Source organism: Microbacterium sp., from assembly GCF_017305435.1.
Taxonomy (GTDB): Bacteria; Actinomycetota; Actinomycetes; order Actinomycetales; family Microbacteriaceae; genus Microbacterium.
Window position 1 is genome coordinate 64298 of sequence record NZ_JAFKIP010000002.1, and the last position, 23187, is coordinate 87484.

Annotated in this window: 26 protein-coding genes; 13 read left to right on the forward strand and 13 right to left on the reverse strand. The window is 69.9% G+C overall.

The window, feature by feature from the left end; all coding sequences use genetic code 11:
* The first annotated feature begins 21 nt into the window (after positions 1-21).
* Genes hutH through hutI form a run of 3 tightly spaced genes read left to right on the forward strand, consistent with a single transcriptional unit; the run spans position 22 to position 4519 of the window.
* Positions 22-1617, forward strand: coding sequence for a histidine ammonia-lyase (hutH, locus tag J0I43_RS00340; protein WP_292857246.1), 1596 nt, complete (start codon positions 22-24; stop codon positions 1615-1617).
* Entirely contained in the window at positions 1614-3278 is a 1665-nt protein-coding gene (hutU, locus tag J0I43_RS00345) for a urocanate hydratase (RefSeq protein WP_292857248.1), read from the forward strand. Before hutH ends, hutU begins: the two co-directional genes overlap by 4 nt.
* On the forward strand, positions 3275-4519 hold the full coding sequence (hutI, locus tag J0I43_RS00350; RefSeq protein WP_292857251.1) for an imidazolonepropionase: 1245 nt from the start codon (positions 3275-3277) through the stop codon (positions 4517-4519). The genes hutU and hutI overlap by 4 nt, the downstream gene beginning before the upstream one ends.
* A 63-nt stretch (positions 4520-4582) precedes the next feature.
* On the opposite strand, the gene J0I43_RS00355 is transcribed toward hutI, so the two are convergent.
* From J0I43_RS00355 to J0I43_RS00370, 4 genes are read right to left on the reverse strand one after another with little or no spacing between them, the layout of a single operon-like run.
* The gene (locus tag J0I43_RS00355; RefSeq protein ID WP_292857254.1) at positions 4583-5050 is read right to left on the reverse strand and encodes a histidine phosphatase family protein; all 468 of its coding nucleotides are present in this window, start codon (positions 5048-5050) and stop codon (positions 4583-4585) included.
* The gene (locus J0I43_RS00360) at positions 5047-6003 is read right to left on the reverse strand and encodes an arginase family protein (RefSeq protein ID WP_292857257.1); all 957 of its coding nucleotides are present in this window, start codon (positions 6001-6003) and stop codon (positions 5047-5049) included. Before J0I43_RS00360 ends, J0I43_RS00355 begins: the two co-directional genes overlap by 4 nt.
* Entirely contained in the window at positions 6003-6350 is a 348-nt protein-coding gene (locus tag J0I43_RS00365) for a gamma-glutamylcyclotransferase family protein (RefSeq protein ID WP_292857260.1), read from the reverse strand. The genes J0I43_RS00360 and J0I43_RS00365 overlap by 1 nt, the downstream gene beginning before the upstream one ends.
* A gap of 38 nt (positions 6351-6388) precedes the next feature.
* Positions 6389-7660 carry a DUF445 domain-containing protein gene (locus J0I43_RS00370; protein ID WP_292857262.1) on the reverse strand — a complete coding sequence of 424 codons (1272 nt, stop codon included), beginning with the start codon at positions 7658-7660 and terminating at the stop codon, positions 6389-6391.
* A gap of 71 nt (positions 7661-7731) precedes the next feature.
* Between J0I43_RS00370 and J0I43_RS00375 the strand changes: the two genes are divergently transcribed.
* On the forward strand, positions 7732-8004 hold the full coding sequence (locus tag J0I43_RS00375) for a metal-sensitive transcriptional regulator (RefSeq protein ID WP_292857265.1): 273 nt from the start codon (positions 7732-7734) through the stop codon (positions 8002-8004).
* Positions 8005-8096: 92 nt separating this feature from the next.
* Here the strand turns inward: J0I43_RS00375 and J0I43_RS00380 are convergent, their stop codons facing one another.
* The 3 genes from J0I43_RS00380 to J0I43_RS00390 all read right to left on the reverse strand — a co-directional run bounded on the left by J0I43_RS00380 (position 8097) and on the right by J0I43_RS00390 (position 10850).
* A complete protein-coding gene (locus tag J0I43_RS00380; protein WP_292857268.1) occupies positions 8097-9059 on the reverse strand; it encodes a hypothetical protein in 963 nt (320 codons plus the stop codon).
* A complete protein-coding gene (locus J0I43_RS00385) occupies positions 9025-9618 on the reverse strand; it encodes a sigma-70 family RNA polymerase sigma factor (protein WP_292857270.1) in 594 nt (197 codons plus the stop codon). Before J0I43_RS00385 ends, J0I43_RS00380 begins: the two co-directional genes overlap by 35 nt.
* 71 nt (positions 9619-9689) lie before the next feature.
* The gene (locus J0I43_RS00390) at positions 9690-10850 is read right to left on the reverse strand and encodes an acyl-CoA dehydrogenase family protein (RefSeq protein WP_292857272.1); all 1161 of its coding nucleotides are present in this window, start codon (positions 10848-10850) and stop codon (positions 9690-9692) included.
* 170 nt (positions 10851-11020) lie between these two features.
* Between J0I43_RS00390 and J0I43_RS00395 the strand changes: the two genes are divergently transcribed.
* On the forward strand, positions 11021-11425 hold the full coding sequence (locus J0I43_RS00395; RefSeq protein WP_292857275.1) for a pilus assembly protein CpaE: 405 nt from the start codon (positions 11021-11023) through the stop codon (positions 11423-11425).
* Positions 11426-11458: 33 nt separating this feature from the next.
* Here J0I43_RS00395 and J0I43_RS00400 read toward each other — a convergent pair whose 3' ends face one another.
* Positions 11459-12214 carry an alpha/beta hydrolase gene (locus tag J0I43_RS00400; RefSeq protein ID WP_292857278.1) on the reverse strand — a complete coding sequence of 252 codons (756 nt, stop codon included), beginning with the start codon at positions 12212-12214 and terminating at the stop codon, positions 11459-11461.
* A gap of 20 nt (positions 12215-12234) precedes the next feature.
* Entirely contained in the window at positions 12235-13458 is a 1224-nt protein-coding gene (locus J0I43_RS00405; RefSeq protein ID WP_292857281.1) for an MFS transporter, read from the reverse strand.
* Positions 13459-13817: 359 nt separating this feature from the next.
* Here J0I43_RS00405 and nrdH point away from each other — a divergent pair, with 359 nt between their 5' ends.
* Genes nrdH through nrdF form a run of 4 tightly spaced genes read left to right on the forward strand, consistent with a single transcriptional unit; the run spans position 13818 to position 17677 of the window.
* Positions 13818-14048 carry a glutaredoxin-like protein NrdH gene (gene nrdH / locus J0I43_RS00410; RefSeq protein ID WP_292857284.1) on the forward strand — a complete coding sequence of 77 codons (231 nt, stop codon included), beginning with the start codon at positions 13818-13820 and terminating at the stop codon, positions 14046-14048.
* A gap of 50 nt (positions 14049-14098) precedes the next feature.
* Entirely contained in the window at positions 14099-14530 is a 432-nt protein-coding gene (gene nrdI, locus J0I43_RS00415) for a class Ib ribonucleoside-diphosphate reductase assembly flavoprotein NrdI (RefSeq protein WP_292857287.1), read from the forward strand.
* A complete protein-coding gene (nrdE, locus tag J0I43_RS00420) occupies positions 14512-16668 on the forward strand; it encodes a class 1b ribonucleoside-diphosphate reductase subunit alpha (protein WP_292857290.1) in 2157 nt (718 codons plus the stop codon). Before nrdI ends, nrdE begins: the two co-directional genes overlap by 19 nt.
* Before the next feature lie 31 nt (positions 16669-16699).
* Positions 16700-17677 carry a class 1b ribonucleoside-diphosphate reductase subunit beta gene (gene nrdF, locus J0I43_RS00425; RefSeq protein ID WP_292857292.1) on the forward strand — a complete coding sequence of 326 codons (978 nt, stop codon included), beginning with the start codon at positions 16700-16702 and terminating at the stop codon, positions 17675-17677.
* A 68-nt stretch (positions 17678-17745) separates the two neighbouring features.
* Here the strand turns inward: nrdF and J0I43_RS00430 are convergent, their stop codons facing one another.
* The gene (locus J0I43_RS00430; protein ID WP_292857294.1) at positions 17746-18216 is read right to left on the reverse strand and encodes a DUF6790 family protein; all 471 of its coding nucleotides are present in this window, start codon (positions 18214-18216) and stop codon (positions 17746-17748) included.
* Between the two features lie 79 nt (positions 18217-18295).
* Here J0I43_RS00430 and J0I43_RS00435 point away from each other — a divergent pair, with 79 nt between their 5' ends.
* Entirely contained in the window at positions 18296-18760 is a 465-nt protein-coding gene (locus tag J0I43_RS00435) for a DUF3817 domain-containing protein (protein WP_292857297.1), read from the forward strand.
* A gap of 12 nt (positions 18761-18772) precedes the next feature.
* Here J0I43_RS00435 and J0I43_RS00440 read toward each other — a convergent pair whose 3' ends face one another.
* The gene (locus J0I43_RS00440) at positions 18773-19141 is read right to left on the reverse strand and encodes a VOC family protein (RefSeq protein ID WP_292857300.1); all 369 of its coding nucleotides are present in this window, start codon (positions 19139-19141) and stop codon (positions 18773-18775) included.
* A 72-nt stretch (positions 19142-19213) separates the two neighbouring features.
* Between J0I43_RS00440 and J0I43_RS00445 the strand changes: the two genes are divergently transcribed.
* Positions 19214-19624 carry a MarR family transcriptional regulator gene (locus J0I43_RS00445; protein WP_292857303.1) on the forward strand — a complete coding sequence of 137 codons (411 nt, stop codon included), beginning with the start codon at positions 19214-19216 and terminating at the stop codon, positions 19622-19624.
* 32 nt (positions 19625-19656) lie between these two features.
* The gene (locus J0I43_RS00450; RefSeq protein ID WP_292857308.1) at positions 19657-20214 is read left to right on the forward strand and encodes a dihydrofolate reductase family protein; all 558 of its coding nucleotides are present in this window, start codon (positions 19657-19659) and stop codon (positions 20212-20214) included.
* 9 nt (positions 20215-20223) lie between these two features.
* On the opposite strand, the gene J0I43_RS00455 is transcribed toward J0I43_RS00450, so the two are convergent.
* Complete coding sequence (locus J0I43_RS00455) at positions 20224-21393, reverse strand: methyltransferase (protein ID WP_292857311.1); 1170 nt, start codon at positions 21391-21393, stop codon at positions 20224-20226.
* A complete protein-coding gene (locus J0I43_RS00460) occupies positions 21377-22681 on the reverse strand; it encodes a DUF4921 family protein (protein WP_292857314.1) in 1305 nt (434 codons plus the stop codon). Before J0I43_RS00460 ends, J0I43_RS00455 begins: the two co-directional genes overlap by 17 nt.
* A 125-nt stretch (positions 22682-22806) precedes the next feature.
* Here J0I43_RS00460 and J0I43_RS00465 point away from each other — a divergent pair, with 125 nt between their 5' ends.
* Positions 22807-23187 (forward strand): hypothetical protein, encoded by a 381-nt coding sequence (locus J0I43_RS00465; RefSeq protein ID WP_292857317.1) that lies wholly within the window; start codon positions 22807-22809, stop codon positions 23185-23187.

Here is a 23187-nt window from a genome sequence, read left to right on the forward strand (position 1 = left end):
CCCACGCGATGGAATCGGTGCATGCTCCACACCGCACCCGCCGCCGCGACCGACACGATCGTCGTCGGCGCACGCCCGCTGACGCCCGCCGAGGTCGTCGCCGTCGCCCGTCGCGGCGCCCGCGTCGAGCTCGCCGCCGACGCGAGGGCGCGCGTCGCGGCATCCCGCGCCCTCATCGAGCGCCTCGCCGACGACCCCGAGCCGCACTACGGCATCTCGACCGGGTTCGGCGCGCTCGCGACGACCTTCATCGCGCCCGAGCGTCGCCGCCAGCTGCAGGCATCGCTCATCCGGTCGCACGCCGCGGGCACCGGCGCCGAGGTCGAGCGGGAGGTCGTACGGGCCCTCATGCTGCTGCGGCTGCAGACCCTCGTGACGGGGCACACCGGCGTCCGCCCCGTCGTGGTGGACACGTACGCGGCGATGCTCGACGCGGGCATCACGCCGATCGTGCGCGAGTACGGGTCGCTCGGCTGCTCGGGTGACCTCGCGCCGCTGTCGCACGTCGCCCTCGCCGCGCTCGGCGAGGGGCGTGTGCGCACCGCGGATGGCACGGAGGCGGATGCCGGAGACGCCCTTTCCGCTGTCGGCATCGCGCCGCTCGTGCTCGAGGAGAAGGAGGGGCTCGCCCTCATCAACGGCACCGACGGCATGCTCGGGATGCTGCTCCTCGCCCTCGACGACCTCGGCGCCCTCCTCGACACCGCCGACGTCGCCGCGGCGCTCTCGGTCGAAAGCCAGCTCGGCACGGATGCCGTGTTCGCGGCCGACCTCATGGCGCTGCGTCCGCAGGTCGGTCAAGCCGCGTCCGCCGCCCGGCTGCGCGGGCTCCTCGCCGGCTCGGAGATCATGGCGAGCCACCGCGACCCGGCCGTGTGCACGCGCGTGCAGGACGCCTACTCGCTGCGCTGCTCGCCACAGGTGCACGGCGCTGCCCGCGACACCGTCGATCACGCGACGCACGTGGCGTCGCGCGAACTCGCGTCGGCGGTCGACAACCCCGTCGTGACCTCGGACGGGCGCGTCGAGTCGAACGGGAACTTCCACGGTGCGCCGGTCGCGTACGTCCTCGACTTCCTCGCGATCGCGGTCGCCGACGTGGCATCCCTGTCGGAGCGCCGCACCGACCGTGCGCTCGACCGCACCCGCAGCAACGGCCTGCCGCCCTTCCTCGCCGACGAGGTCGGGGTGGATTCGGGGCTCATGATCGCGCAGTACGCCGCGGCGGGCATCGTCTCCGAGCTGAAGCGGCTCGCGGTGCCCGCGTCGGTCGACTCGATCCCCTCGTCGGCGATGCAGGAGGATCACGTCTCGATGGGGTGGGCCGCCGCGCGCAAGCTCCGCCGCGGGATCGACGGCCTCGCGCGCGTCCTCGCGATCGAGATCGTCACGGGATGCCGCGCCCTCGACCTGCGCGCCCCCCTCGAGCCCGCCCCGGCCACCGGTGCGGTGCGCGATCTCGTCCGGAGGGCGGGTGTCGCCGGCCCCGGCCCCGACCGCTTCGTCAGCCCGGACCTCGAGACCGTGACCGAGCTCGTCCTTTCGGGCGAGATCGCGGGCGCGGTCGCGCGTGCCGCAGCATCCGTCACCGACACCACCGAAGGAGGACGCGCATGAGAGAGCCCGTCCGCGCACCCCGCGGCGCAGAGCGCACCGCGAAGAGCTGGGGCGCCGAAGCCGCCAAGCGCATGCTCATGAACAACCTCGACCCCGAGGTCGCCGAGCATCCCGAAGACCTCGTCGTCTACGGCGGCACGGGCCGCGCGGCGCGCTCGTGGGAGGCGTACGACGCGATCGTGCGGACGCTCGACGATCTCGAACCGGACGAGACGCTGCTCGTGCAGTCCGGCAAGCCCGTCGGCGTCTTCCGAACGCACGAATGGGCGCCGCGCGTGCTCATCGCGAACTCCAACCTCGTCGGCGACTGGGCGACGTGGCCCGAGTTCCGCCGGCTGGAGGACCTGGGCCTCACGATGTACGGCCAGATGACCGCCGGATCATGGATCTACATCGGCACCCAGGGCATCCTGCAGGGGACGTACGAGACCTTCGCCGCCGTCGCGCGCTCGCTCGGGCGGGACAGCCTCGCCGGGACGCTCACCCTCACGGCGGGCGCGGGCGGCATGGGTGGCGCTCAGCCGCTCGCGGTGACCCTCAATGACGGCGTCGTGCTCATCGTCGACGTCGACGAGTCCCGCCTGCAGCGCCGTGTCGCCCACGGCTACCTCGACGAGTACACGACGGATCTCGACGCCGCCGTCCGGCGCGTCGGTGGGGCGAAGGTCGCGGGCGAGGCGCTGAGCGTCGGGGTCGTCGGCAACGCCGCCGAGGTCTTCCCGGAGCTCCTGCGCCGCCACCGAGCCGGCGAGATCGACGTCGACGTCGTCACCGACCAGACGAGCGCGCACGACCCGCTCGCCTACCTCCCGATGGGCATTCCGCTCGCGGAATGGAAGGATGCCGCGGCATCCGACCCGGCGTCGTTCACCGACCGGGCGCGGGCGTCGATGGCGGCCCACGTCGCCGCGATGGTCGGGTTCCAGGACGCGGGTGCGGCGGTGTTCGACTACGGCAACTCGATCCGGCGGGAGGCTGAGCTCGGCGGCTTCGAGCGGGCTTTCGCGTTCCCGGGCTTCGTGCCGGCGTACATCCGGCCGCAGTTCGAGGAGGGACGCGGACCGTTCCGCTGGGTCGCGCTGTCGGGAGACCCCGCGGACATCGCGAAGACCGACCGCGCCGTGATGGACCTGTTCCCGCAGGATGCCGCGCTGCACCGCTGGCTGACGCGGGCGGGCGAGACCGTGCACTTCGAGGGGCTGCCCGCGCGCATCTGCTGGCTCGGCTACAAGGAACGTCACCTCGCGGGCCTGCGCTTCAACGAGATGGTCGCGTCGGGCGAGCTGGCCGGGCCGATCGTCATCGGTCGGGATCACCTCGACTCGGGATCGGTCGCGTCGCCCTACCGCGAGACCGAGGCGATGGCCGACGGCTCCGACGCGATCGCCGACTGGCCGCTGCTCAACGCGCTGCTGAACACGGCGTCGGGGGCGTCGTGGGTGTCGATCCACCACGGCGGCGGCGTCGGCATCGGCCGCTCGATCCACGCGGGCCAGGTCACGGTCGCCGATGGCACCGCGCTCGCCGCAGAGAAGATCGAACGCGTCCTCACGAACGACCCCGGCACGGGTGTCATGCGGCACGTGGATGCCGGCTACCCGCGCGCCCGCGAGGTCGCGCGTGAGCGCGGCCTGACGATCCCGATGCTGGATCAGCCGTGACGAGCCTCCTGATCACCGGCATCGGTGAGCTGACGACGAACGTCGTCGGCGCGGGCGACGACCCCGCCGACCCGACAGGCCTCATCCGGGGCGCCGCCCTCCGGATCGAGGGCGGTCGCGTCGCGTGGGTCGGGCCGGCCGACCCCCGCGAGAGAACAAGCCACCGCCGAGGCGACGGGTATCACCCGCACTCTCGGCGACCCACTGTTCTCTCGCGGGAGGGGGCGGATGTCGTCGATGTCGGGGGACGGGCGGTGATCCCCGGGTTCGTCGACAGCCATACGCACCTCGTGTTCGGCGGCGATCGCGCCGACGAGTTCGAGGCGCGGATGGCCGGGGTGTCGTATGCCGCGGGCGGCATCCGTCGCACCGTCGCCGCGACGCGTGCGGCGACCGACGACGAGCTGCGCGCGCGGCTGGCCGGATTCGTCGCCGAGCTGCACGCGCAGGGCACGACGACGTTCGAGGTGAAGACGGGATACGACCTGACCGTGGCGGGAGAGGCACGTCTCGCGCGGCTCGCAGCGGAGGTCACGGACGAGGTCACGTTCCTCGGCGCGCACGTCGTTCCTGCAGAGTACGCGCACGACCGCGACGCGTACGTCGACCTCGTCTGCGGCCCCATGCTCACAGCCGCTCTGCCGCACGCGCGCTGGATCGACGTGTTCTGCGAGACCGGGGCGTTCACGCCGGAGGAGACGCGCCGCATCCTCCTCGCCGGCATCGAGGCGGGCCTTCGTCCGCGGCTGCACGGCAACCAGCTCGGCTACGGCGCGGGCGCGCAGCTCGCCGTCGACCTCGACATCCGATCGATCGACCACTGCACCTACCTCACCGACGCGGACGTCGCGGCGCTCGCCGCGAGCGACGTCGTCGCGACGCTGCTGCCGGGGGTCGAGTTCTCCACGCGGCATCCCTACCCCGACGCGCGCCGTCTGATCGGCGCGGGCGTGACGGTCGCGCTCGCGAGCGACTGCAATCCCGGCTCGAGCTTCACGAGCTCGATGCCGCTCGTGATCGCCCTCGCGGTGCGCGAGATGGGCATGACCGTCGCCGAGGCCGTGTGGGCCGCGACGGCCGGCGGGGCGCGAGCGCTCGCCCGCGATGACGTCGGGCAGCTCGGCGTGGGCGCACGGGCCGACGTCGTCGTCCTCGATGCGCCGTCCCGCAGCCACCTCGCGTACCGACCTGGAGTGCCGCTCGTGCACGCGGTCTACTGCGAGGGGATGCCGCTCGGCTGACCGCCGTCCGGCGCGCCCCCGCGCAGCGCGCGCTGCGTCACCAGCCCGACATCCGGTGCGCCGTTACGGGCTGTCAAAGGTCCAGCTGTCGGGGTCGATCGCCTCCGCGACGTCCCAGTCGGCGGTCGCCCACACGAACGTCGCGACGGCACACGTCGTCATGTGGCCGATCCCGCCGCCGGAGAGGCGCTCGGCGAGGACCGTCATGCCCGGATCGTGCGCGACCACGGCGACGCGCTCGAGGCCGCGCGCGGCGGCGGCGCCGAGGATCTTCGCGGCGGGCGCGCCGTACAGCTCCGGATCGAGCTCGGGTTCGAGGCCGAGGGCCTCTCCGAAGAACGCGGCGGTCGTCCGCGCGCGGAGCGCCGTGGAGGACAGGAGCGCCTGCGGGCGCACGCCGGAGACCGCGAGGCGGCGCGCAAGCACGGGCGCATCGCGGAGCCCGCGGGCGTTCAGGGGCCGGTCGTGGTCGTCCAGGGCGGGGCTGCCCCAGTCGCTCTTCGCATGACGGATGAGGATGAGGGTCGTCATGCGTACTCCTGTCGGGTCTGCCCGGTCTGCCGCGCGTACCGGGCGTACGCGCCGGCGAGCAGGTCGAGGACGCACAGCGCGGCGAGCCGCACCGTACGCCCGTCGGGGGCATCGGCGGTCGCATCGACCTCGACGATGTCCGCTGATCGCACGCGCCCATCCGCGGAGAGAGCGCGGACGAGCGCGCGCAGCTCCCACGCGGCGAGGCCGCCCGGCACCGACGCGGGGCACCCGGGCGCCACGGCGCGATCGCACACGTCGACGTCGATGTCGAGATGGATGCCGCGACGCACGTCGCGCGACGCCGTGCCACCGGGGTCGCCCGCGCCGGAGACCTTGTGCGCCTCGGCGACCACGTCGTCGATGCCTCGGCGTCGCAACTCGTCGAGCGTGATGACCCGGATGCCGAGGTCAACGGCGCGCCGCGCGTACGCGGCCGAGTTGGCGAAGTCGGCGATGCCGATCTGCACGAAGCGGCGCGGGTCGAAACCGTCCTCGACGAGGCGCCGCACGGGGGAGCCGTTCGAGGCGCCGTCGCGGAGATCGAAGTGCGCGTCGAGGGTGATGAGCCCCGCGGCATCCGCGCCCTGCGCCACGGCGTACGTGATCGAGTTGTCGCCGCCGAGGGCGATGACGAGGTCGGATGCCGCGCTCAGCGCCCCGACGTGGGCGCGCAGCTCGGCCTCGCCGTCCGGCCCGTCGGGCTCGGCGACGTCGCCCGCGTCGGCGATCCGCAGCACCTCCGCGAGGTCGACCGGGGGAGGTCCCATGAGCGTCGGGCTGTAGCGGCGCAGCGCATCGCGGATCGCGGCGGGCGTCGCGTGTGCGCCGGTCGGTGAGAGGGATGTGCGCCACGCGGGGGCACCGAGGAGCACGGCATCCCACCGGTCGCCCCCGCCGGGCGCGGGCCAGCCGCCGGCGCGCGGCCAGAGGGGATCGTGGGAGAGCGCCATCAGCCGACGTACACCCAGGCATCCCGACCGCTCGTGAGCGTCACCGAGATGCGGCGGTAGAGCGAGACCTCGTAGGCGTCGGCGGCGTCGAGCTCGGCGGCGCTCACGTGCAGCACGACGCCGGTGACCTTGTCGAGCGGGTTGCCGGTCGCCCGCAGCGCGGGGTGCACCGACAGTCCTGAGACATCCACGACACGTGGATCCTCGATCTCGACGTAGTCGATCGTGTAGCCGGGCAGCGCATCGCGTTCACCGGCGACGAGGCGACCGAACGTGTCGAGCTGCACCTCGGCGTGTTGCAGCGTGCCGTATGTGAACAGCAGCTGGTCGGAGGGTTCCACGCTCACGTCTCCACGCTACCGCGGCGTCTGCGGACGAACCAGGCTCACACCAGCACGGCGTGCGCGATCGTGAAGATCACGAGGCCCGCGAGCGCACCGACGATCGTTCCGTTGAGACGGATGTACTGCAGATCGCGACCCACCATGAGCTCGATCTTCTCCGTCGTCTCGGCGGGGTCCCACTTCTCGACCGTGTCGGTGATGATCGACGCGATGTCGTGACGGTAGCGATCGACCAGGAAGACGGCGGCATCCGCGACGCGGGCGTCGACGCGCGCCTGCAGCGCCGGGTCGTCCACGAGTCGGTCGCCGACCTCGATGAGGGCGGCGGTGACGCGTCGGCGCAACGCGCTGTCGGGGTCGGCGAGGCCCTTCAGAAGGCCCGCCTTCGCGGTGTTCCAGGCTTCCGCGGCGAGCTCGCGCACGCGCGGACTGTCGAAGATCGCGCTCTTGGCGTCTTCGAGGCGGCCGATCGTCGCCGGATCGTGCTGCAGGTTGCCCGCGAGCCGGGTGAGGTACCTGTCGATCGCGTGCCGGGCGGGGTGCTCGGCGTCGCGCTGGACGGCGTCGATGAACTTGACGGCCTCGTTGTAGACGGTGTCGTCCACGAGGCGCATCGCGACCGACGGGACCCACGACGGCAGGCGGCGCGAGACGAGCCCGGAGAACGATTCGCGGTTGGCGTGCAGCCACGTCGCGAGGCTGTCGACGCCGAGGTCGACGGCGCCGTGGTGCGCCCCGGCATCCACGACTCTCTCCAGCCACCCGCCGATCGTCGGTGCCCATTCGGGGCTCAGCAGGTGTTCGCGCGCGAGGTCGGTGATGAGATCCTGCACCTCGTCGTCGCTGAGAGCGCCCAGGATGCCGGTGGCGATCGCCGACGCCTCACGCGCGAGGAGTTCTGCGTGCTCGGGATCGCGCAGCCACTCGCCCGCGGTCGCGGCGATCTTCGTGGACTCGAGCTTCGCTCGCACGACAGAGCCCTCGAGGAAGTTCGTCTCGATGAACTCGCCGAGGCTGCGGCCGATCTCGTCCTTGCGCTTCGGGATGATCGCGGTGTGCGGGATCGGGATGCCCAGGGGGTGGCGGAACAGCGCGGTCACGGCGAACCAGTCGGCGAGGGCGCCCACCATGCCGCCCTCCGCCGCCGCGCGCACGTAGGCCATCGCGGGGATGCGCTCCTGCGTGATGAAAGCGACGACGAACAGCACCGCCATGAACACCAGCGCCCCGAGCGCGACGCCCTTCATCACCCGCAGCGACCGGCGCCGTTCCTGATCGGCGGGGCTGAGAAGCGCGGTGGGCGTGCGAGGCATGGGGTCAGTCTGGCACGGGGTGCCCGCCGGGGCCCGGACCCCTTCGGCCGCACGGGGCGTATCCTGGCGGCGTGATCGACGACATCAAGAAGCGCGCCCTCCACCGCGCGGCCATCATCGAGGGTCAGGTGCGGGGGCTCGCAAAGATGATCGAGAACGAGGACTACTGCATGGACATCATCGCCCAGTCCCGCGCGATCCAGAAGGCACTGGCATCCCTCGACAAGCTCCTCGTCGAGAACCACCTGCGCACCCACGTCGCGCACATGTTCGCCGAGGGCGGCGCCGAGCGCGACCAGGCCGTCGCCGAGCTGCTGAAGGCCTACGACTTCGACACGCGCTGACCCGCCGGCCCCGACGGCGTTCCGTTGGCGCTCGCGCCGGGAACTCCGCGTGGGTTCCCGGCGCGAGCGCCATGTGAAAGTTGGATGCCGTGTCAGGGAGCGGTGTCGACGATCGACGATTCGACGGCGGTCAGGCTGACGACGTCGCCGAAGTTCCATCCGAAGACTCCGCCACCGCCGATCATGCGCTCCCCGATCACGAGTCCCGTCAGAGGATCGATGATGATCTCCTGACGTTCACCGGCGCGCACCGGTTCGGCTCGACCGATCGCGACGCCGATGACGCCGTCGAAGTTCGCGACGCCCTCGGTGGCGCTCACGCCGGGGACGCGGGAGAGTGCGTCCAGAAGCGCGGCACGCTGCGGCGCCGGCACGAGGCCGGTGCGCAGGATGTCAGTGATGCGGACGAAATCGTCCTCGTCGCGCGAGGCCGATCCTCCCGTGTACTGCGCGTCGATCCACGCATACGCCGCTGCACCGTCCGTCGGGATGTCCGCGTAGTCGAGACCGGCACCTATCCACGAGCTGTCCTGCCCGTAGAAGCGACCGCCTGGTTCTCGGATGGTCTCGACCGACGAACCGGTGACGCCGCTCATGGCGCCCCAGTCGCGCACGAGCACCCACGCGACATCCGGGTCTGCAGGCATGTACACGTCGATCGACTGGACGTTCGGTGTGCATCCCTGCTCGTCGCAGGCCTGCCATTGTGCGTGTGTGTGGGCCCGCAGGTACTGCCCCGATCCGGGCGCGAGGTCGACGTACTGCACGGTCGCTGCCGCGGCGCTGCGCAGAAGGTCCGAGGCATGCGCACTGGATGCATCGAGACTGATGTTCCCGACGATGAGCGCGCCGACGAGCGCGGCGGCCGCTCCGGTGGCTATCCATGTCGCGCGCCGCAGGCGACGGGCTGCCCCGCGGCGGCGAGGCGATTGCGCGCTCGCCGGCCCTGCGGCATCCGCCGTCCGTTCCAGGAGCGCCGCTCGTCCTCGATTCAGCGCCGCCTGCGGCACCTCGATGTCCTCACGCGCGCTGCGCAGCAGTGTCAGTTCGTCCATGACCGTTCTCCGTTTCCGTCTCGAGGGCTCCGGCCGCCTGCCGCAGCAGGCGGCGTGCCCGATTGAGGCGTGAGCGCACGGTGCCGATCGGCACCTCGAGGGCCTCGGCGATTCCCGCATAGTCGAGGTCGCCCCAGGCGTAGAGCAGCAGGGTGTCGCGGTCGGATGCCGACAGGCTCCGCAGCGCCGAAGCCAGGCGCCGGGTCACCTGTGCGGCATCCAACCGCGCTCCCGCCTGCTCGATGAGGTCGGGCGCGAGGCTGGCCGCGAAGCCGGCGACCATCCCCTTCCACGCCCGCGCCTCCACCCGCACGTGCTTGCGCATCAGGCGGGTGGCGATCCCCAGCAGCCAGGGGCGAGCATCGACGACCGCGAGGTCGTACGCCGACCGCCGCTCGAAAGCGACGAGGAAGGTCTCGGACATGACGTCCTCCGCCCCGTCGCCGCCGATCCGCCGCGCCGCGTAGCGATAGATCGCCGGCGCGTGTCGGTCGTACAGCAGCGCGAACGCACCGGGCTCACCCGACGATCGTTCGATCACCTCGTTGTCAGTGCTCACGTTCTGTATTGCACGATCGAGCGCGACGAGTTCACGGATGCCGCTCAGACGGGCATTGCGGGCCGCGCGGGTCAGCTCGAGACGGGCCCGAGCCACGCTGCGGCGACGGTCGAATGCGCCGACTCGGGGTCTGACGGATGGAACATCCCGGCGAGGACGTCGCGGTAGAGACGGCTGAGCTCCGAGCGGGTGAAATAGGACGAGCCGCCGGCGACGAGCACGGCCTCATCGACGATCTGCTTCGCCGAGACGACGGCGCGATGCTTGAGCCCCGACAGCTTCGCGAACCACAGTGCGCTGTGGTCGGCACGCTCATCGACATCCTTCGCGAGCGCGGAGATCTGGGGGAGCAACGCGTCGTACGCGAGGGCCATCTCGGCGATGCGCCAGCGGATGTCGGGGTCGTCGCTGTACGAGAGTCCGGTCTTCTTCGAGCGTCGGCTCCTCGCCACCTCGATCGCGAGATCGAGCGCGCGCCGCGCTACGCCGGTGTAGACGGATGCCAGGAGGATCTCGAACACGCTGAAGATCCCGAACACGATGGGGTCGGGGTTCGGCCCCGGTGCGACGCGTCGGACGACGCGTCCTGCGGGAGCCACCGCTCCGTGCAGCTCGGTCGTGCGCGACTGGGTGCCGCGCATACCCACGGTGTCCCAGTCGTCGCGGGTGACGACGGCATCCGTCCGCGGGACGAACGCGTAGACCATCTGCGGGCCGTCCGGCGACGTGGTGTCGAGCCCGTGCAGCCCGAGCTGCGTCCACACCGGCGCGAGCGACGTGAAGATCTTCGTGCCCGTGAAGGCGTACGAGCCGTCCGGGCGAGGCTCGGCGACGGTGTCGCTGCCGAAGAGCACCAGGTCGTTGCCCGCCTCGCTGATTCCGAACGCGAAGACCTCGCCCGCGGCGGCCCCCTCCTGCACGAACTCGAGGCCCGGGATGCCGCGGTCGCCGAATACCTTGGCCACGCCGGTCCAGACGAGGTGCATGTTGATGGCGAGCGCGGTCGCCGGCGCCGCCGTCGCGAGCCGCTGCTGCAGAAGGGATGCCTCAGCGAGCCCCAGCCCGGCCCCGCCATGCTCGCGCGGGACGAGGATCGAGAGGTAGCCGGCATCCTTCAGCTCGGCGAGGTCCTCTTCCGGGAAGCGGTTCTCGGCGTCGACGGCGGCTGCCCGGGAACGGATGCGCTCCAGCAACTCGTCGGGCAGGTAGGCGGCGGGATCGAAAGCACTCACCCGTCCATCCTGGCCCCGTTTCTCCGTGGGGCGGCCTGCCCCCGCTCACAGAACTCCGGTGATCTCGCACGGAACGGCGCCGTTCGGCGGCCTACGGCCCGATCTGCGCACGGATCACCGGAGTTTCGTCACGCCCCTCACGCCGGGCGCGCGGAGGGCAGGATGGAGGCATGATCTCGACCGACCTCGCGCTCGCGCTCCGCGACGCGGGACTCGTGTGGCATCCGGCCTCCGGCGACCGGTTCCAGCTCGACGAGCCGGAGTTCGAGGCCGACGTCTTCACCGTCAGTGAGATGACGATCGAGCCGCGACGCTATCCAACGGGGGTGATCCTCGCGTTCAACGGGACGACGGAGTGGGCCCTCGACTCGGTTGCTCTCGAGGACGCGCTGTGGCTGCCGCGCGAAGACCAGCTGCGTGAGCTCCTGCGGGGGACGTTCCGCTCCCTGACACGACTTGGCGACGCGTTCCGGGTGGATGCCGTCATCCAGGGCGCGCCCATCTCGTTCGAGCATCCCGAACCGGCCGACGCCTACGCGCTCGCGCTCCTCGCCCTGCTCCGTCGTATCGCGTGATCGAGGCGGCGTCCGGCTCCCGATACTCGATGCTCAGCCGAGGGCTGCCGCGAGGTGCGCGAGCGTGTCCTCGGGCTTGTCGCGGTGGGGCGAGTGGCCAGCGCCGGTGACGACCGACATCGTGACCACCGGGTTCTGAGTCACCTGGGCAGCGAGCTCTCCCTGGAAGATCGAGTACACCTTCGGGTCACTCGCGATGATGTGCGTGGGCACGGTCACGCGCGCCGCCGCCTCGCGCACGTCCCACGGCGTGTTCTGGGCGCTCGTCTGCTCGACCGCCCAGCGACTCGCCTGCTGGGCGGAGAGCGCTTTCAGCTCGATGTCCTGCTCGTGCCAGTGCGGATGCTCGGCACGCACGGCCTCGCGGGACGTGTCGGCGAACGAGCGCTGCTGGCTGTTCCCCACGACCGCGCGGTCGTGGTCGGACAGGTGGATCGCCGGGTCGATCAGGACGAGGCGGCGCGCCCACGCCGGTGAGGCGGCGCTCGCGGTCGTCGCCGCCGCGCCGCCGAGCGAGTGCCCGATGACGAGGTCCCACGGCTCGTCGTCGGGGGCGGCGGTGTGCAGGATGTCGGCGGCGTAGGCGCCGATCGTGTAGTCCAGCGCGCGTGGGGCCCTGCCGTGCCCGCGGAGGTCGACCGCGGTGGCGTGCCACCCGGCATCCGCGAGCCACGTCCCGTAGCGCCACATGAGTGCTCCGGTGGAGCCGAGACCGTGGACGAGCAGGGCGTGGCGCGGGGCGTGCGGTGCGCCCCAGGAAAGTCGCGGCAGCGTGACGGGAACGGGCATGCGGCCAGCCTAAAGGGATGTCAGGTGATGGTCTGCACGGGCTCGGTGTCGGGGATCGGACTCGCGTCGCGACCGCGGAGGTCGAGGAACCCGCGCACGAACACGACCGACACGACGGCGCCGACGAGGGCGAATCCGGCCGCCGAGGCGTAGGCGCCGATGGGTCCGACGCCGTCGATGAGGAAGCCGGCGACGGCGGAGCCGAGGGCCGCGCCGATCAGCTGGCCGGTTCCGATCCAGCCGTAGGCCTCGGCGGTTTCGCTGAACTTGACGGATGCCGAGGTCATCGCGAACATGACGGCGAGGGCGGGGGCGACGCCGACGCCCGCGATGAGCAGGCAGAGGCTGACCCACCAGGGGGTCGCCGGACTGATGCCGTCGACGAACAGGACGGCCGCCGCGAGACCGACCGTGACGATCGCGAGGCGTCGCGCCATCGCCCAGGGACCCATCGGGATGTGGCCGAAGGCGAGACCGCCCGCGAGGGACCCGATCGAGAAGACCGCGAGGACGAGCCCCGCCTCGATGCCGCCGTGACCGAACGTCGCGACGACGGCCGCCTCGACGGCGGCGCACGCGCCGATCAGGAGGAAGCCGATGACGGTGCCGAGGAGCACCATGGGCTTGCCGAGGACCTTTCCGAACGCGCGCCGGCTGCGCGGGATGCGCACGCGGCCGACTTCGGGGGAGAGGATGAACCACGCGCCGCCCCCCACGAGGATGACGACGATGAGAAGGAGTGCCGGCACGGTGCCGACCTGCGTCGCGACGAGCGTGATGACGACGGGCGCGAGGATCCAGATGATCTCCTGCAGGCTCGCGTCGAGGGAGAAGAGGGCGGTCAGCTGCCGCGCGTTGACGAGCTTCGGGTAGATCGTGCGCACCGCCGACTGCACGGGCGGGGTGGAGAGGCCGGCCAGGAGCCCGAAGATCATGTAGCCGACCACGCCCATCGGGATGAGCGCGAGGACGAGGACCGCCGCCGCGCACACGGCCGTCGTGAGGGTCAGGACGCGGCGGATGCCCCAGATCCCCATCCACCTGCTCGTGACGGGCCCGGCGGTCGCCTGCCCGATGGATGCCGCCGCGAGAACGAGCCCGGCGGCACCGTACGAGCCGGTCTGCTGCTCGACGTGGAGGAGGATCGCGAGACTCGTCATCCCGTTGGGGAAACGTGCCGTCAGCTGTGCCGCGATGATGCGCGCGACCCCGGGGGTGCGCAGGAGCTCCCGGTATCCCGCCACCCCACAACGCTACTCGCCCCGCCGCGGCCTCTGCGACACGCCGCGACACGCCGAAGGCCCTCTCCACAGGCGGATTCGATGTCGGAGCCCCCGCGTAGCGTCCGAACTGTGGATGGATGCCGGCGGAGCGCGCGAGTTCGGCGTGAATCAGGTGTTTTCCAGGTTCGCGATCGCCTTCGAGACTGTGGATGAAACGGTGGAGAAGTTGTGTTGTACCTGGGGAGAGCGGTGAAAAACTACACGGATGTAACTACTAGCCCTTGTGGTGCTTCCGAGTGTCGGTACCCATATGTAGTATTGGACTCCCGGCGAAGGACAGCTGGGCAAGTGGGCGAGAAGTGAGGGGAGAACGGATCGATATGGCGATCACGGTTTACACGAAGCCGTCGTGCGTGCAGTGCAACGCGACGTACCGGGCACTGGACTCGAAGGGCATCGAATACGAGGTCCTCGACCTGTCCGAGGACGCGGCCGCGCTCGAGCGCGTGAAGTCGCTCGGCTATCTGCAGGCACCCGTCGTCGTTACCGACGAGGACCACTGGTCGGGCTTCCGCCCCGACAAGATCGACGAGCTCGCGTCTCGTCTTTGATCTCGATACGCCGGCGCTGAGCGCCGGCACTCGACCCGAAGGGGGTTGACGTGCTCACCGCTACCGATTCACCCCTCCTGGTCTACTTCTCGAGCACGTCCGGGAACACGGCGCGCTTCATCGAGAAGCTGGGGCTTCCCGCCCGACGCATCCCGCTCTTGCCCACCGACCCCCGGATCGAGGTCGACGAGCCGTTCGTGCTCGTCACCCCGACCTACGGGGGCGGGCAGGGGCGCGGCGTGGAGAAGGGGGCCGTCCCCAAGCAGGTGATCCGCTTTCTCAACGAGGAGAAGCACCGTCACCTCATCCGCGGGGTGATCTCCGCGGGCAACACCAATTTCGGCGAGCACTTCTGCCTCGCCGGCGACATCATCAGCCGCAAGTGCACCGTGCCGCACTTGTATCGGCTCGAACTTTTCGGCACGCCTGAGGACGTCGCCCGTGTGAGCGACGGATTGGAACGATGGTGGACACAGCAGTGACCGAGGCGACCTTCAAGACCGACGCGAGATTCGACGGGCTGGACTACACCGCCCTCAACGCGATGCTCAACCTCTACGGCGACGACGGGCAGATCCAGTTCGACGCCGACAAGCGCGCCGCGCGGGAGTACTTCCTGCAGCACGTGAACCAGAACACGGTCTTCTTCCACTCGCTCAAGGAGCGTCTCGACTACCTCGTCGAGAAGGAGTACTACGAAGGCGCGGTGCTCGAGAAGTACCCGCTCGAGTTCATCCAGGGCCTGAACGACCGGGCATACGGCGCGAAGTTCCGCTTCGAGACGTTCCTCGGCGCGTTCAAGTACTACACGAGCTACACCCTCAAGACGTTCGACGGCAAGCGCTACCTCGAGCGCTTCGAGGATCGCGTCGTCATGACGGCGCTCGGCCTCGCCGACGGCGACCAGCGCCTCGCCGAGCAGCTCGTCGACGAGATCATCTCGGGCCGCTTCCAGCCGGCCACTCCGACGTTCCTCAACACGGGCAAGGCGCAGCGCGGCGAGCTCGTCAGCTGCTTCCTCCTGCGCATCGAGGACAACATGGAGTCGATCGCGCGCGGCATCAACTCTGCGTTGCAGCTCTCCAAGCGCGGCGGCGGCGTGGCGCTCCTGCTGTCGAACATCCGCGAGGCGGGTGCGCCGATCAAGCAGATCGAGAACCAGTCCTCGGGGATCATCCCCGTCATGAAGCTGCTCGAAGACAGCTTCAGCTACGCGAACCAGCTCGGCGCGCGTCAGGGCGCGGGTGCGGTGTATCTCTCGGCCCACCACCCCGACATCCTGCGCTTCCTCGACACGAAGCGCGAGAACGCCGACGAGAAGATCCGTATCAAGACGCTGTCGCTCGGTGTCGTCATCCCCGACATCACCTTCGAGCTCGCCAAGAACGGCGAGGACATGTACCTCTTCTCGCCGTACGACGTGGAGAAGGTCTACGGCGTGCCGTTCGGCGACATCTCGGTCACCGAGAAGTACCGCGAGATGGTCGACGACGCGCGCATCAAGAAGACGAAGATCAACGCGCGTGAGTTCTTCCAGACCCTCGCCGAGATCCAGTTCGAGTCGGGCTACCCGTACATCATGTTCGAGGACACGGTGAACAAGGCCAACCCGATCAAGGGCCGGATCAACATGTCGAACCTGTGCAGCGAGATCCTGCAGGTCAACACCCCGACCACCTACAACGAGGACCTCTCCTACGCCGAGATCGGCAAGGACATCTCGTGCAACCTGGGCTCGATGAACATCGCGCTCGCGATGGACGGCAAGAACCTCGCCGGCACGGTGGAGACGTCGATCCGCGCGCTGACCGCGGTGAGCGACCAGAGCCACATCGCCTCGGTGCGCTCGATCGAAGACGGCAACGACCGCTCGCACGCGATCGGCCTCGGGCAGATGAACCTGCACGGCTATCTCGCCCGCGAGCACGTGCACTACGGCTCGGAAGAGGGCCTCGACTTCACGAACATCTACTTCTACACGGTGCTCTTCCACGCGCTGCGCGCCTCGAACCAGATCGCCATCGAGCGCGGCACGACCTTCGACGGTTTCGAGGAATCGACCTACGCGTCGGGTGCGTTCTTCGACAAGTACACGGATGCCGCGTGGCAGCCCCAGACCGAGAAGGTGAAGGAGCTCTTCGCCGGCATCCACATCCCGACGCAGGAGGACTGGCAGGAGCTCAAGGCATCCGTCCAGAAGCACGGCATCTACAACCAGAACCTGCAGGCGGTGCCGCCGACCGGCTCGATCTCGTACATCAACAACTCGACGTCGTCGATCCACCCGATCGCGTCGAAGATCGAGATCCGCAAGGAAGGCAAGATCGGCCGCGTCTACTATCCGGCGCCGTTCATGACGAACGACAACCTGGAGTACTACGAAGACGCGTACGAGATCGGCTACGAGAAGGTCATCGACACGTACGCCGCCGCCACCCAGCACGTCGACCAGGGCCTGTCGCTGACGCTGTTCTTCAAGGACACCGCCACCACGCGCGACATCAACAAGGCGCAGATCTACGCGTGGCGCAAGGGCATCAAGACGATCTACTACATCCGCCTGCGGCAGATGGCACTCGAGGGCACTCAGCTCGACCAGTGCGTCAGCTGCATGCTGTGATCCGCGTTTCGACTCAAGGACTGATGAAGAGATGACTCCCGAACCGCTCAAACTCGTCGACCACGTGCAGGCGATCAACTGGAACCGCATTCAGGACGAGAAGGACCTCGAGGTCTGGAACCGTCTGGTGAACAACTTCTGGCTGCCCGAGAAGGTGCCGCTGTCCAACGACGTGCAGTCGTGGGCGACGCTGACGCCGGAGGAGCAAACCACCACGATGCGCGTGTTCACCGGCCTGACGCTCCTCGACACGATTCAGGGGACCGTCGGAGCCGTCTCGCTGATCCCGGACGCGATCACGCCGCACGAGGAGGCCGTCTACACGAACATCGCGTTCATGGAGTCGGTGCACGCGAAGAGCTACTCGTCGATCTTCTCGACGCTCGCCTCGACGCCGGAGATCGACGACGCGTTCCGCTGGTCGGTGGAGAACCCGAACCTGCAGAAGAAGGCGCACATCGTCATGGACTACTACCGTGGCGACGAACCCCTCAAGCGCAAGGTCGCGTCGACCCTCCTCGAGTCCTTCCTCTTCTACTCGGGGTTCTACCTGCCGCTGCACTGGTCGTCGAAGGCGAAGCTGACGAACACGGCCGACATCATCCGCCTCATCATCCGCGACGAGGCCGTGCACGGGTACTACATCGGGTACAAGTTCCAGAAGGGTCTCGAGCAGCTGTCGCAGCAGGAGCGCGACGAGCTGAAGGACTACACCTTCTCGCTGCTGTACGAGCTGTACGACAACGAGGTGCAGTACACGCAGGACCTCTACGACGGCATCGGCCTGACCGAGGACGTGAAGAAGTTCCTGCACTACAACGCCAACAAGGCGCTCATGAACCTCGGCTACGAGGCCATGTTCCCGTCGACGGTGACCAACGTGAACCCGGCGATCCTGTCGGCGCTCTCGCCCAACGCGGACGAGAACCACGACTTCTTCAGCGGGTCGGGTTCGTCGTACGTCATCGGCAAGGCCGTCGCGACCGAAGACGACGACTGGGACTTCTGACGCGACGCGTCTAGACCACGGATGCCGCGGGGGAGCGATCCCTCCGCGGCATCCGTCGTCTCAGCGACTTACGCGAAAGCCCCGACGGCGACGCGAATGGCGAGGATCACGACGACCACTCCGACGACGAGGTCGGTCCAGGTCGCCAGCGTCTCCTGGGCGTTCTTGCCCTTCTTCGCGACGTGCATGAGTCCGGCGAGCAGCAGGAAGACACCGCCGGCGAGGCCGGCGGGGAGCGCCCAGCCGGGCACGAGGGCGAGAAGGCCTGCCAGGCCCATGCCGATGTTGGCCGTTCCGAGCTCACGCGTCAGCTGCGTCTCCGCGACCGAGCTCTCTGCCGACCCGAGGATGTGCGAGGTCTGTCCTTTGCCCGCCGTCTGCACGACGCCGGCGAGCAGGAGGCGCGTCCCGACGCCCCAGAACACCCACCAGGCGCCGAACACCAGGATCGGGTCGCCGCCCGCGGCGAGCAGCTGCCACGTGCCGCTCACGAGCGGCAGCACGACGGTCTGGGCGATGACGATGATGAAGTAGCCCATGGCGTCTCCTCGATGGTGTCCGGCGGCGTCACTCTATCGGTCGTGTGACCGCACTGCATGTTTCAGTTAGGCTGAAGGTATGTTCCGCTCTCCCTTCACCCTTTTCCGCGCTCTCGCCATCGCTGAAGTCGTCTCCTGGACGCTCCTCATCGCCGGGCTCATCGTCCGTGCCACGACGGGGTGGGCGCCGGCTGTCACGATCGGCGGCGGGATCCACGGCTTCGTCTTCCTCTCCTACGGTGCGACGGTCGTGCTCGTCGCACTCAACAACCGCTGGCGGGTGGCACCGACCCTCCTCGCGCTCCTCAGCGCGATCGTCCCCTACGCGACGATCCCCGCCGAGCGCTGGGCGCATCGCCGCGGAATGCTCGCGGGGGAGTGGCGCACGTCATCGGATGCCTCGGCATCCGATGCGCGCTGGTACGACCGGCCGCTCGCGTGGTTCCTGCGTCGCCCGTGGGTACTGTTCCTCGCCCTCCTCGTGCTCGTCGCTGCGATCTTCGCCGTGCTGCTCCTCGTCGGCCCTCCCGGCGGCAGCCACTGACGGGGCGCGCCGTCACCGCGCGGGCAGCTGCTGCAGCGTCCAGGTGTTGCCGTCGGGGTCGTCGAACGTGACGAACCGTCCCCAGCTGAGGTCCTCGACGCCATCGGCCGCGACGCCCGCGTCGCGCAGTTGCGCCAGCGCGGCATCCGCATCGGGAACGACCACCTGGATCGTGTTCTGCTGACCCGGTTCGAGTGCGATCCCGAGCCCCTCGCCGATCGCGATCGAGCACGCAGACCCCGGCGGGGTGAGCTGGACGAACCGCAGGCCCGGCTCGGGGGTGCTGTCGTGATCGGCGTGGAAGCCGATGCGGGTGTAGAAGTCCTTCGCGCGGTCGACGTCGGTCACCGGCACGAAGATGAGCTCGATCTTCCAGTCCATGGCATCTCCTTCTGTCAGCTTGCACGGTACGCCGCACCTCCGACATCACCGACCCCTCGCTAGCATGTGCCTATGAGTCAGGACGCGCCCCGCTTCAGCCCCGTCATCGCGCTCCTCGCGGTGTCGGCGATGTGGGAGGGGCAGCTCTCCGCGATCCTGCGCGACCTCGGCATCACGACACGCAAGTTCGGGCTGCTCGGTCACATCTATGCCGAACCGGGCATCTCGTTCTCCGAGCTCGCCCGACGCTCGCACATCACGGTCCAATCCGCGCACACCGCGGTCCGGACTCTCGTCGACGACGGACTCGTCGAAGACGCGACGGCCCATGCCGGTGCCGCGAGCGATCTGCACGTGACGCCGAAGGGCGCGAAGATCCTCCGCGACGCACGGAACCGCCTGTTCGAACTCGACGAGGCCCTCGCCCAGCGTCTTCCGGATGTCGCCGCTTCGCTCGACGGCATCCGGGCGGGCATCGTCTGACGGCGACGCGGTCACGACGCGGGAGGAAGACGATGGGGATTCTCCGATACGCGATCAACGTCACGCTCGATGGCTGCTGCCATCACGAGGCGGGCCTCCTTCCCGACGCCGAATCGATGCGGTACTGGACCGACATGATCGAGGGCGCCCGAGCGCTCCTGTACGGGCGCGTGACGTACGAGATGATGCGCGACGCGTGGCGCCGGCCCGCGTCGGGGCCGTGGCCGGAGTGGATGGATGCCGAGGAGCAGGCGTTCGCCCACGTCATCGACGCGGCGCGCAAGCACGTCGTCACCTCGTCATCGACCGACCTCGGATGGAACGCGGAGCGCGTCGAGGGCGACCTCGCGGCATCCGTCCGTCGCCTGCGGGATGAGACCGATGGGATGATCCTCGTCGGCGGGGTGACGCTGCCGGCGGCGCTCGCCGACGCCGGACTCATCGACGAGTACGTCTTCGTCGTGCAGCCGGTCGTCGCCGGGCTCGGGCCGACCCTGCTCGCCGGTCTGCGTGAACGGATGACCCTCCAGCTGATCGACCGCCGCGACTTTTCATCGGGTGCCGTCGCGCTCCGCTACCGCCCGGCCTGAGCGCCGCGCTCAGCGCCGCGTCGTCACGGTCACGGTGAAGCGGGGATCGCGCGCGACCTGCCGGGTCGGCCCGACGAGGCGCTCGAGCGCCGTGCGGTAGCGCAGGGGCGAGTTCCACACGCACCACAGCTCGCCGCCCGGGCGGAGGACACGAGCGGCGTCGGCGAACAGCCGCGGCGCGATCTGGTCGGTGACGGCGGCGCCGGAGTGGAACGGCGGATTGAGCGTGATGAGGGATGCCGAGGCATCCGGCCGCCCTTCGAGCCCATCCGTGCGTTCGACGCGCACGCGGTGCTCGACGCCATTCGCGCGCATCGTCGCGCGCGCCGACGCGACGGCCGACGCCGACGGATCGCTCGACACGACATGCGCCGAGGGATGCCGGGTCGCGAGCCAGGCGCCGATGACGCCGTTGCCGCACGCGAGGTCGAGCCAGGGATCCTCCGGGGAGCCGCCGGGCAGTTCGCTCGGCAGGTGGGTGAGGAGCAGCCGGGTGCCCGCGTCGAGCGTCGCGCCGCCGAAGGTGCCGCCGTAGGCCCGCAGCTCGAGGCCGTCGATACGCGCTGCCGCCGGCGTCGGGTCGACACCGTCGTGCGGGCCGCGCGCGATCAGCACGCGCGACTTCTGGCGTGCGTGCGTCACGTCGACACGGGTGAAGAAGGCGCCGAGCACCTCGTTCATCGCGACCGTCATGTGCTTGATGCGTCCGCCCGCGAACACCGCGACGTCAGGAGCGGCGTGCGCGGCGATGAGCCCGCCCATGTCACGCAGGGCATCGAGCGAGCGCGGCAGCCGCAGGAGCACGACCCGAGCGTCGGCCACGAGAGCGGCGTCGAGGGTGGCGTGGGGCGCCGTCGTTCCGGCGAGATCCAGGCGGGCCGCGTTCGCCGCGGCTGCGCGCTCGCCCATCACGGCGTCCTGGTGCACGCGGATGCGGTCCGCGCCGCGCAGGTCGGCGCCCGCCGCGAGACCCCAAGCGGCACCGAGAGCGAGGGCGCCGTACCCGTCGCCGATGACGACGATCTCGCCAGGCGCGGCCGCTGCCCGAGCCAAGGCGGACTCATCGAGTATCAGCCGGTCCGCGGCATCCGCCGCGACGAGCCCGGGCGCCTCGACATCCGGCGCGCGCCGCAGTGCCTCGAAGGGGAACGCCGCGGGCACCTCACCAACCGGAGGCATCGCCGTCGGCGTAACGGAGGTGGGCGTCGGAGGCGACGCATTCGTCACCGATGCGGATGCCGGGGGCAAGGGCGCCCGCCGCCCGCAGCTCCTGCAGAGCGGCGACCGCGCGTCGGCGCAGCTCCCACGGATCGATCGTGTTGACGTGGATCTTCGTCCCGCCCTCGAACCCGGCCGGGTTGGAGATGCGCCACTTCAGTACGACGCGCCAGGGCATCGGCCACGGGGCGCCCGGCGGGCGGTAATGCCACTCCTCGTTGGTCGGTACGAGAGGGCCGGTGGCCGCGTGCAGCGCGTGCAGGAGATCGGAGACGGCGCGGATCCCGGCATCCGAGTGCTCTTGGGGGAGGTTCGCGTCGGAGGTCGAGAACACCTCGAACGCGGGGTAGCGGTGCCCGACGCCCGCGAAGGCGACGGCACCGTCGGTCGCGGCGACGAGGAAGCGTTCGGATAGGGCGAGGTCGGCGATCTCGCGCTGGTACAGCGCGCGGTCGTGGGCCAAGAGGCGCAGTTCGTGGTCGACCTGCGGGCCGTGCTCGTCGATCGCGACGAGCTGCTTGTGCAGGTGCTCGAACGAGGCGCCGGCGGGGCGGAGCCAGTTCTGGAACACCGCGACGTAAGCGGCGTGCGGCTGTGCCGCCTGGATTTCCGCGAGCGCGCGGACGGTGAACGCGATGTAGGCGGCGTGCTCATCGGGGGTGAGGGTGCCCGACGACGCAAGCTGGTCGTCGGCCGTCGCGCCGTCGATGAGGTGGCGGCGCGCGACGATGACATCGTGTGACCCGCCCAGGAGGTCGAGCGCCGCCTCTTCGAGCGAGACCTCCTCCCCGCTCGCTGCCGCGCGGAGGGCGGCGAGCTCGGTGATGTGCGCTCGGCCCTCGGGGCTCGAGAGGTACTCCTGGGCCCACTCGACGATCGCGGCGGGCTGGCGGAAGCCGTGGTTCTCGCGCCAGTACTCGGCCGACACGATCTCGAAGAGGTTGCCGAAGCGGCGGAACTCCGCAACCGTGTCGAACAGGTCCGCGGCGGTCGTATGGCGTCGTTCCGTGAACTCCGGGCCCACCAGCCGGGACTTCTCCGGCGTCGTCTCGAGATAGCGGGTCGCGCAGAAGGCGCACAGGCGGTCGGCGTCGCCCGGAGCGACCGGGTGGGGTGCGTCGCGCGGTGCTGCGAGCGGCCGATTCGCTCGGCCCGGCACCGTCCACACTCGCGTGCCGGTGAGCGGCCCGATCTGCTTGACCGTACCGTCGGGGAGTCTTCGGATCGGGGATGGTGCAGCGCCGCTCACCCGTCCAGACTACCGGCGTCATCTCGGCGTGGTCCGTCGAGATCCCGGGCACCCCGACGCATACGGTCATGACGCGCACGGCGCAAGGGGGAGCGGATCGCGCGCCGCGGGAGCAGGATGTCACCATGAAGACGATCGCGCGCTGGCTGCTCGCCGGCGGAATGGTGTTCGCAGGTCTCAGCCACCTCTTCTGGGCCCGCAAGGAGTTCCAGTCGCAGGTACCCGACATCGTCACCGAGGTCGTGCCGATCGATAAGGACGGGGTGGTCGTGGCATCCGGAGCAGTCGAGATCATGCTGGGCGCTGCGCTCGTCGTGCTCCCTCGCGAGCGTCGGCGCATCGGTGCGCTCCTGGCCGCGTTCTTCGTCGCGGTCTTCCCGGGCAACATCGCACAGGCGGTCGACAAGAGATCCGCGTTCACGCTCGACAGCGACCGCGCCCGCATCATCCGGCTCTTCTTCCAGCCGCTGCTCGTGGCGTGGGCGCTCTGGTCGACGCGCGACTGA

Bases quoted from the DNA above. Each gene is read 5' to 3' on its own strand.
- hutH (WP_292857246.1), top strand. From the start codon at position 22: ATGCTCCACACCGCACCCGCCGCCGCGACCGACACGATCGTCGTCGGC.
- J0I43_RS00380 (WP_292857268.1), bottom strand. From the start codon at position 9,059: ATGGACGAACTGACACTGCTGCGCAGCGCGCGTGAGGACATCGAGGTG.
- J0I43_RS00395 (WP_292857275.1), top strand. From the start codon at position 11,021: ATGATCTCGACCGACCTCGCGCTCGCGCTCCGCGACGCGGGACTCGTG.
- J0I43_RS00370 (WP_292857262.1), bottom strand. From the start codon at position 7,660: ATGCCTCGCACGCCCACCGCGCTTCTCAGCCCCGCCGATCAGGAACGG.
- J0I43_RS00465 (WP_292857317.1), top strand. From the start codon at position 22,807: ATGAAGACGATCGCGCGCTGGCTGCTCGCCGGCGGAATGGTGTTCGCA.
- J0I43_RS00360 (WP_292857257.1), bottom strand. From the start codon at position 6,003: ATGGCGCTCTCCCACGATCCCCTCTGGCCGCGCGCCGGCGGCTGGCCC.
- J0I43_RS00355 (WP_292857254.1), bottom strand. From the start codon at position 5,050: ATGACGACCCTCATCCTCATCCGTCATGCGAAGAGCGACTGGGGCAGC.
- hutU (WP_292857248.1), top strand. From the start codon at position 1,614: ATGAGAGAGCCCGTCCGCGCACCCCGCGGCGCAGAGCGCACCGCGAAG.
- J0I43_RS00400 (WP_292857278.1), bottom strand. From the start codon at position 12,214: ATGCCCGTTCCCGTCACGCTGCCGCGACTTTCCTGGGGCGCACCGCAC.
- J0I43_RS00440 (WP_292857300.1), bottom strand. From the start codon at position 19,141: ATGGACTGGAAGATCGAGCTCATCTTCGTGCCGGTGACCGACGTCGAC.
- J0I43_RS00450 (WP_292857308.1), top strand. From the start codon at position 19,657: ATGGGGATTCTCCGATACGCGATCAACGTCACGCTCGATGGCTGCTGC.
- J0I43_RS00455 (WP_292857311.1), bottom strand. From the start codon at position 21,393: ATGCCTCCGGTTGGTGAGGTGCCCGCGGCGTTCCCCTTCGAGGCACTG.
- nrdF (WP_292857292.1), top strand. From the start codon at position 16,700: ATGACTCCCGAACCGCTCAAACTCGTCGACCACGTGCAGGCGATCAAC.
- nrdH (WP_292857284.1), top strand. From the start codon at position 13,818: ATGGCGATCACGGTTTACACGAAGCCGTCGTGCGTGCAGTGCAACGCG.
- J0I43_RS00430 (WP_292857294.1), bottom strand. From the start codon at position 18,216: ATGGGCTACTTCATCATCGTCATCGCCCAGACCGTCGTGCTGCCGCTC.
- J0I43_RS00445 (WP_292857303.1), top strand. From the start codon at position 19,214: ATGAGTCAGGACGCGCCCCGCTTCAGCCCCGTCATCGCGCTCCTCGCG.
- nrdE (WP_292857290.1), top strand. From the start codon at position 14,512: ATGGTGGACACAGCAGTGACCGAGGCGACCTTCAAGACCGACGCGAGA.
- J0I43_RS00435 (WP_292857297.1), top strand. From the start codon at position 18,296: ATGTTCCGCTCTCCCTTCACCCTTTTCCGCGCTCTCGCCATCGCTGAA.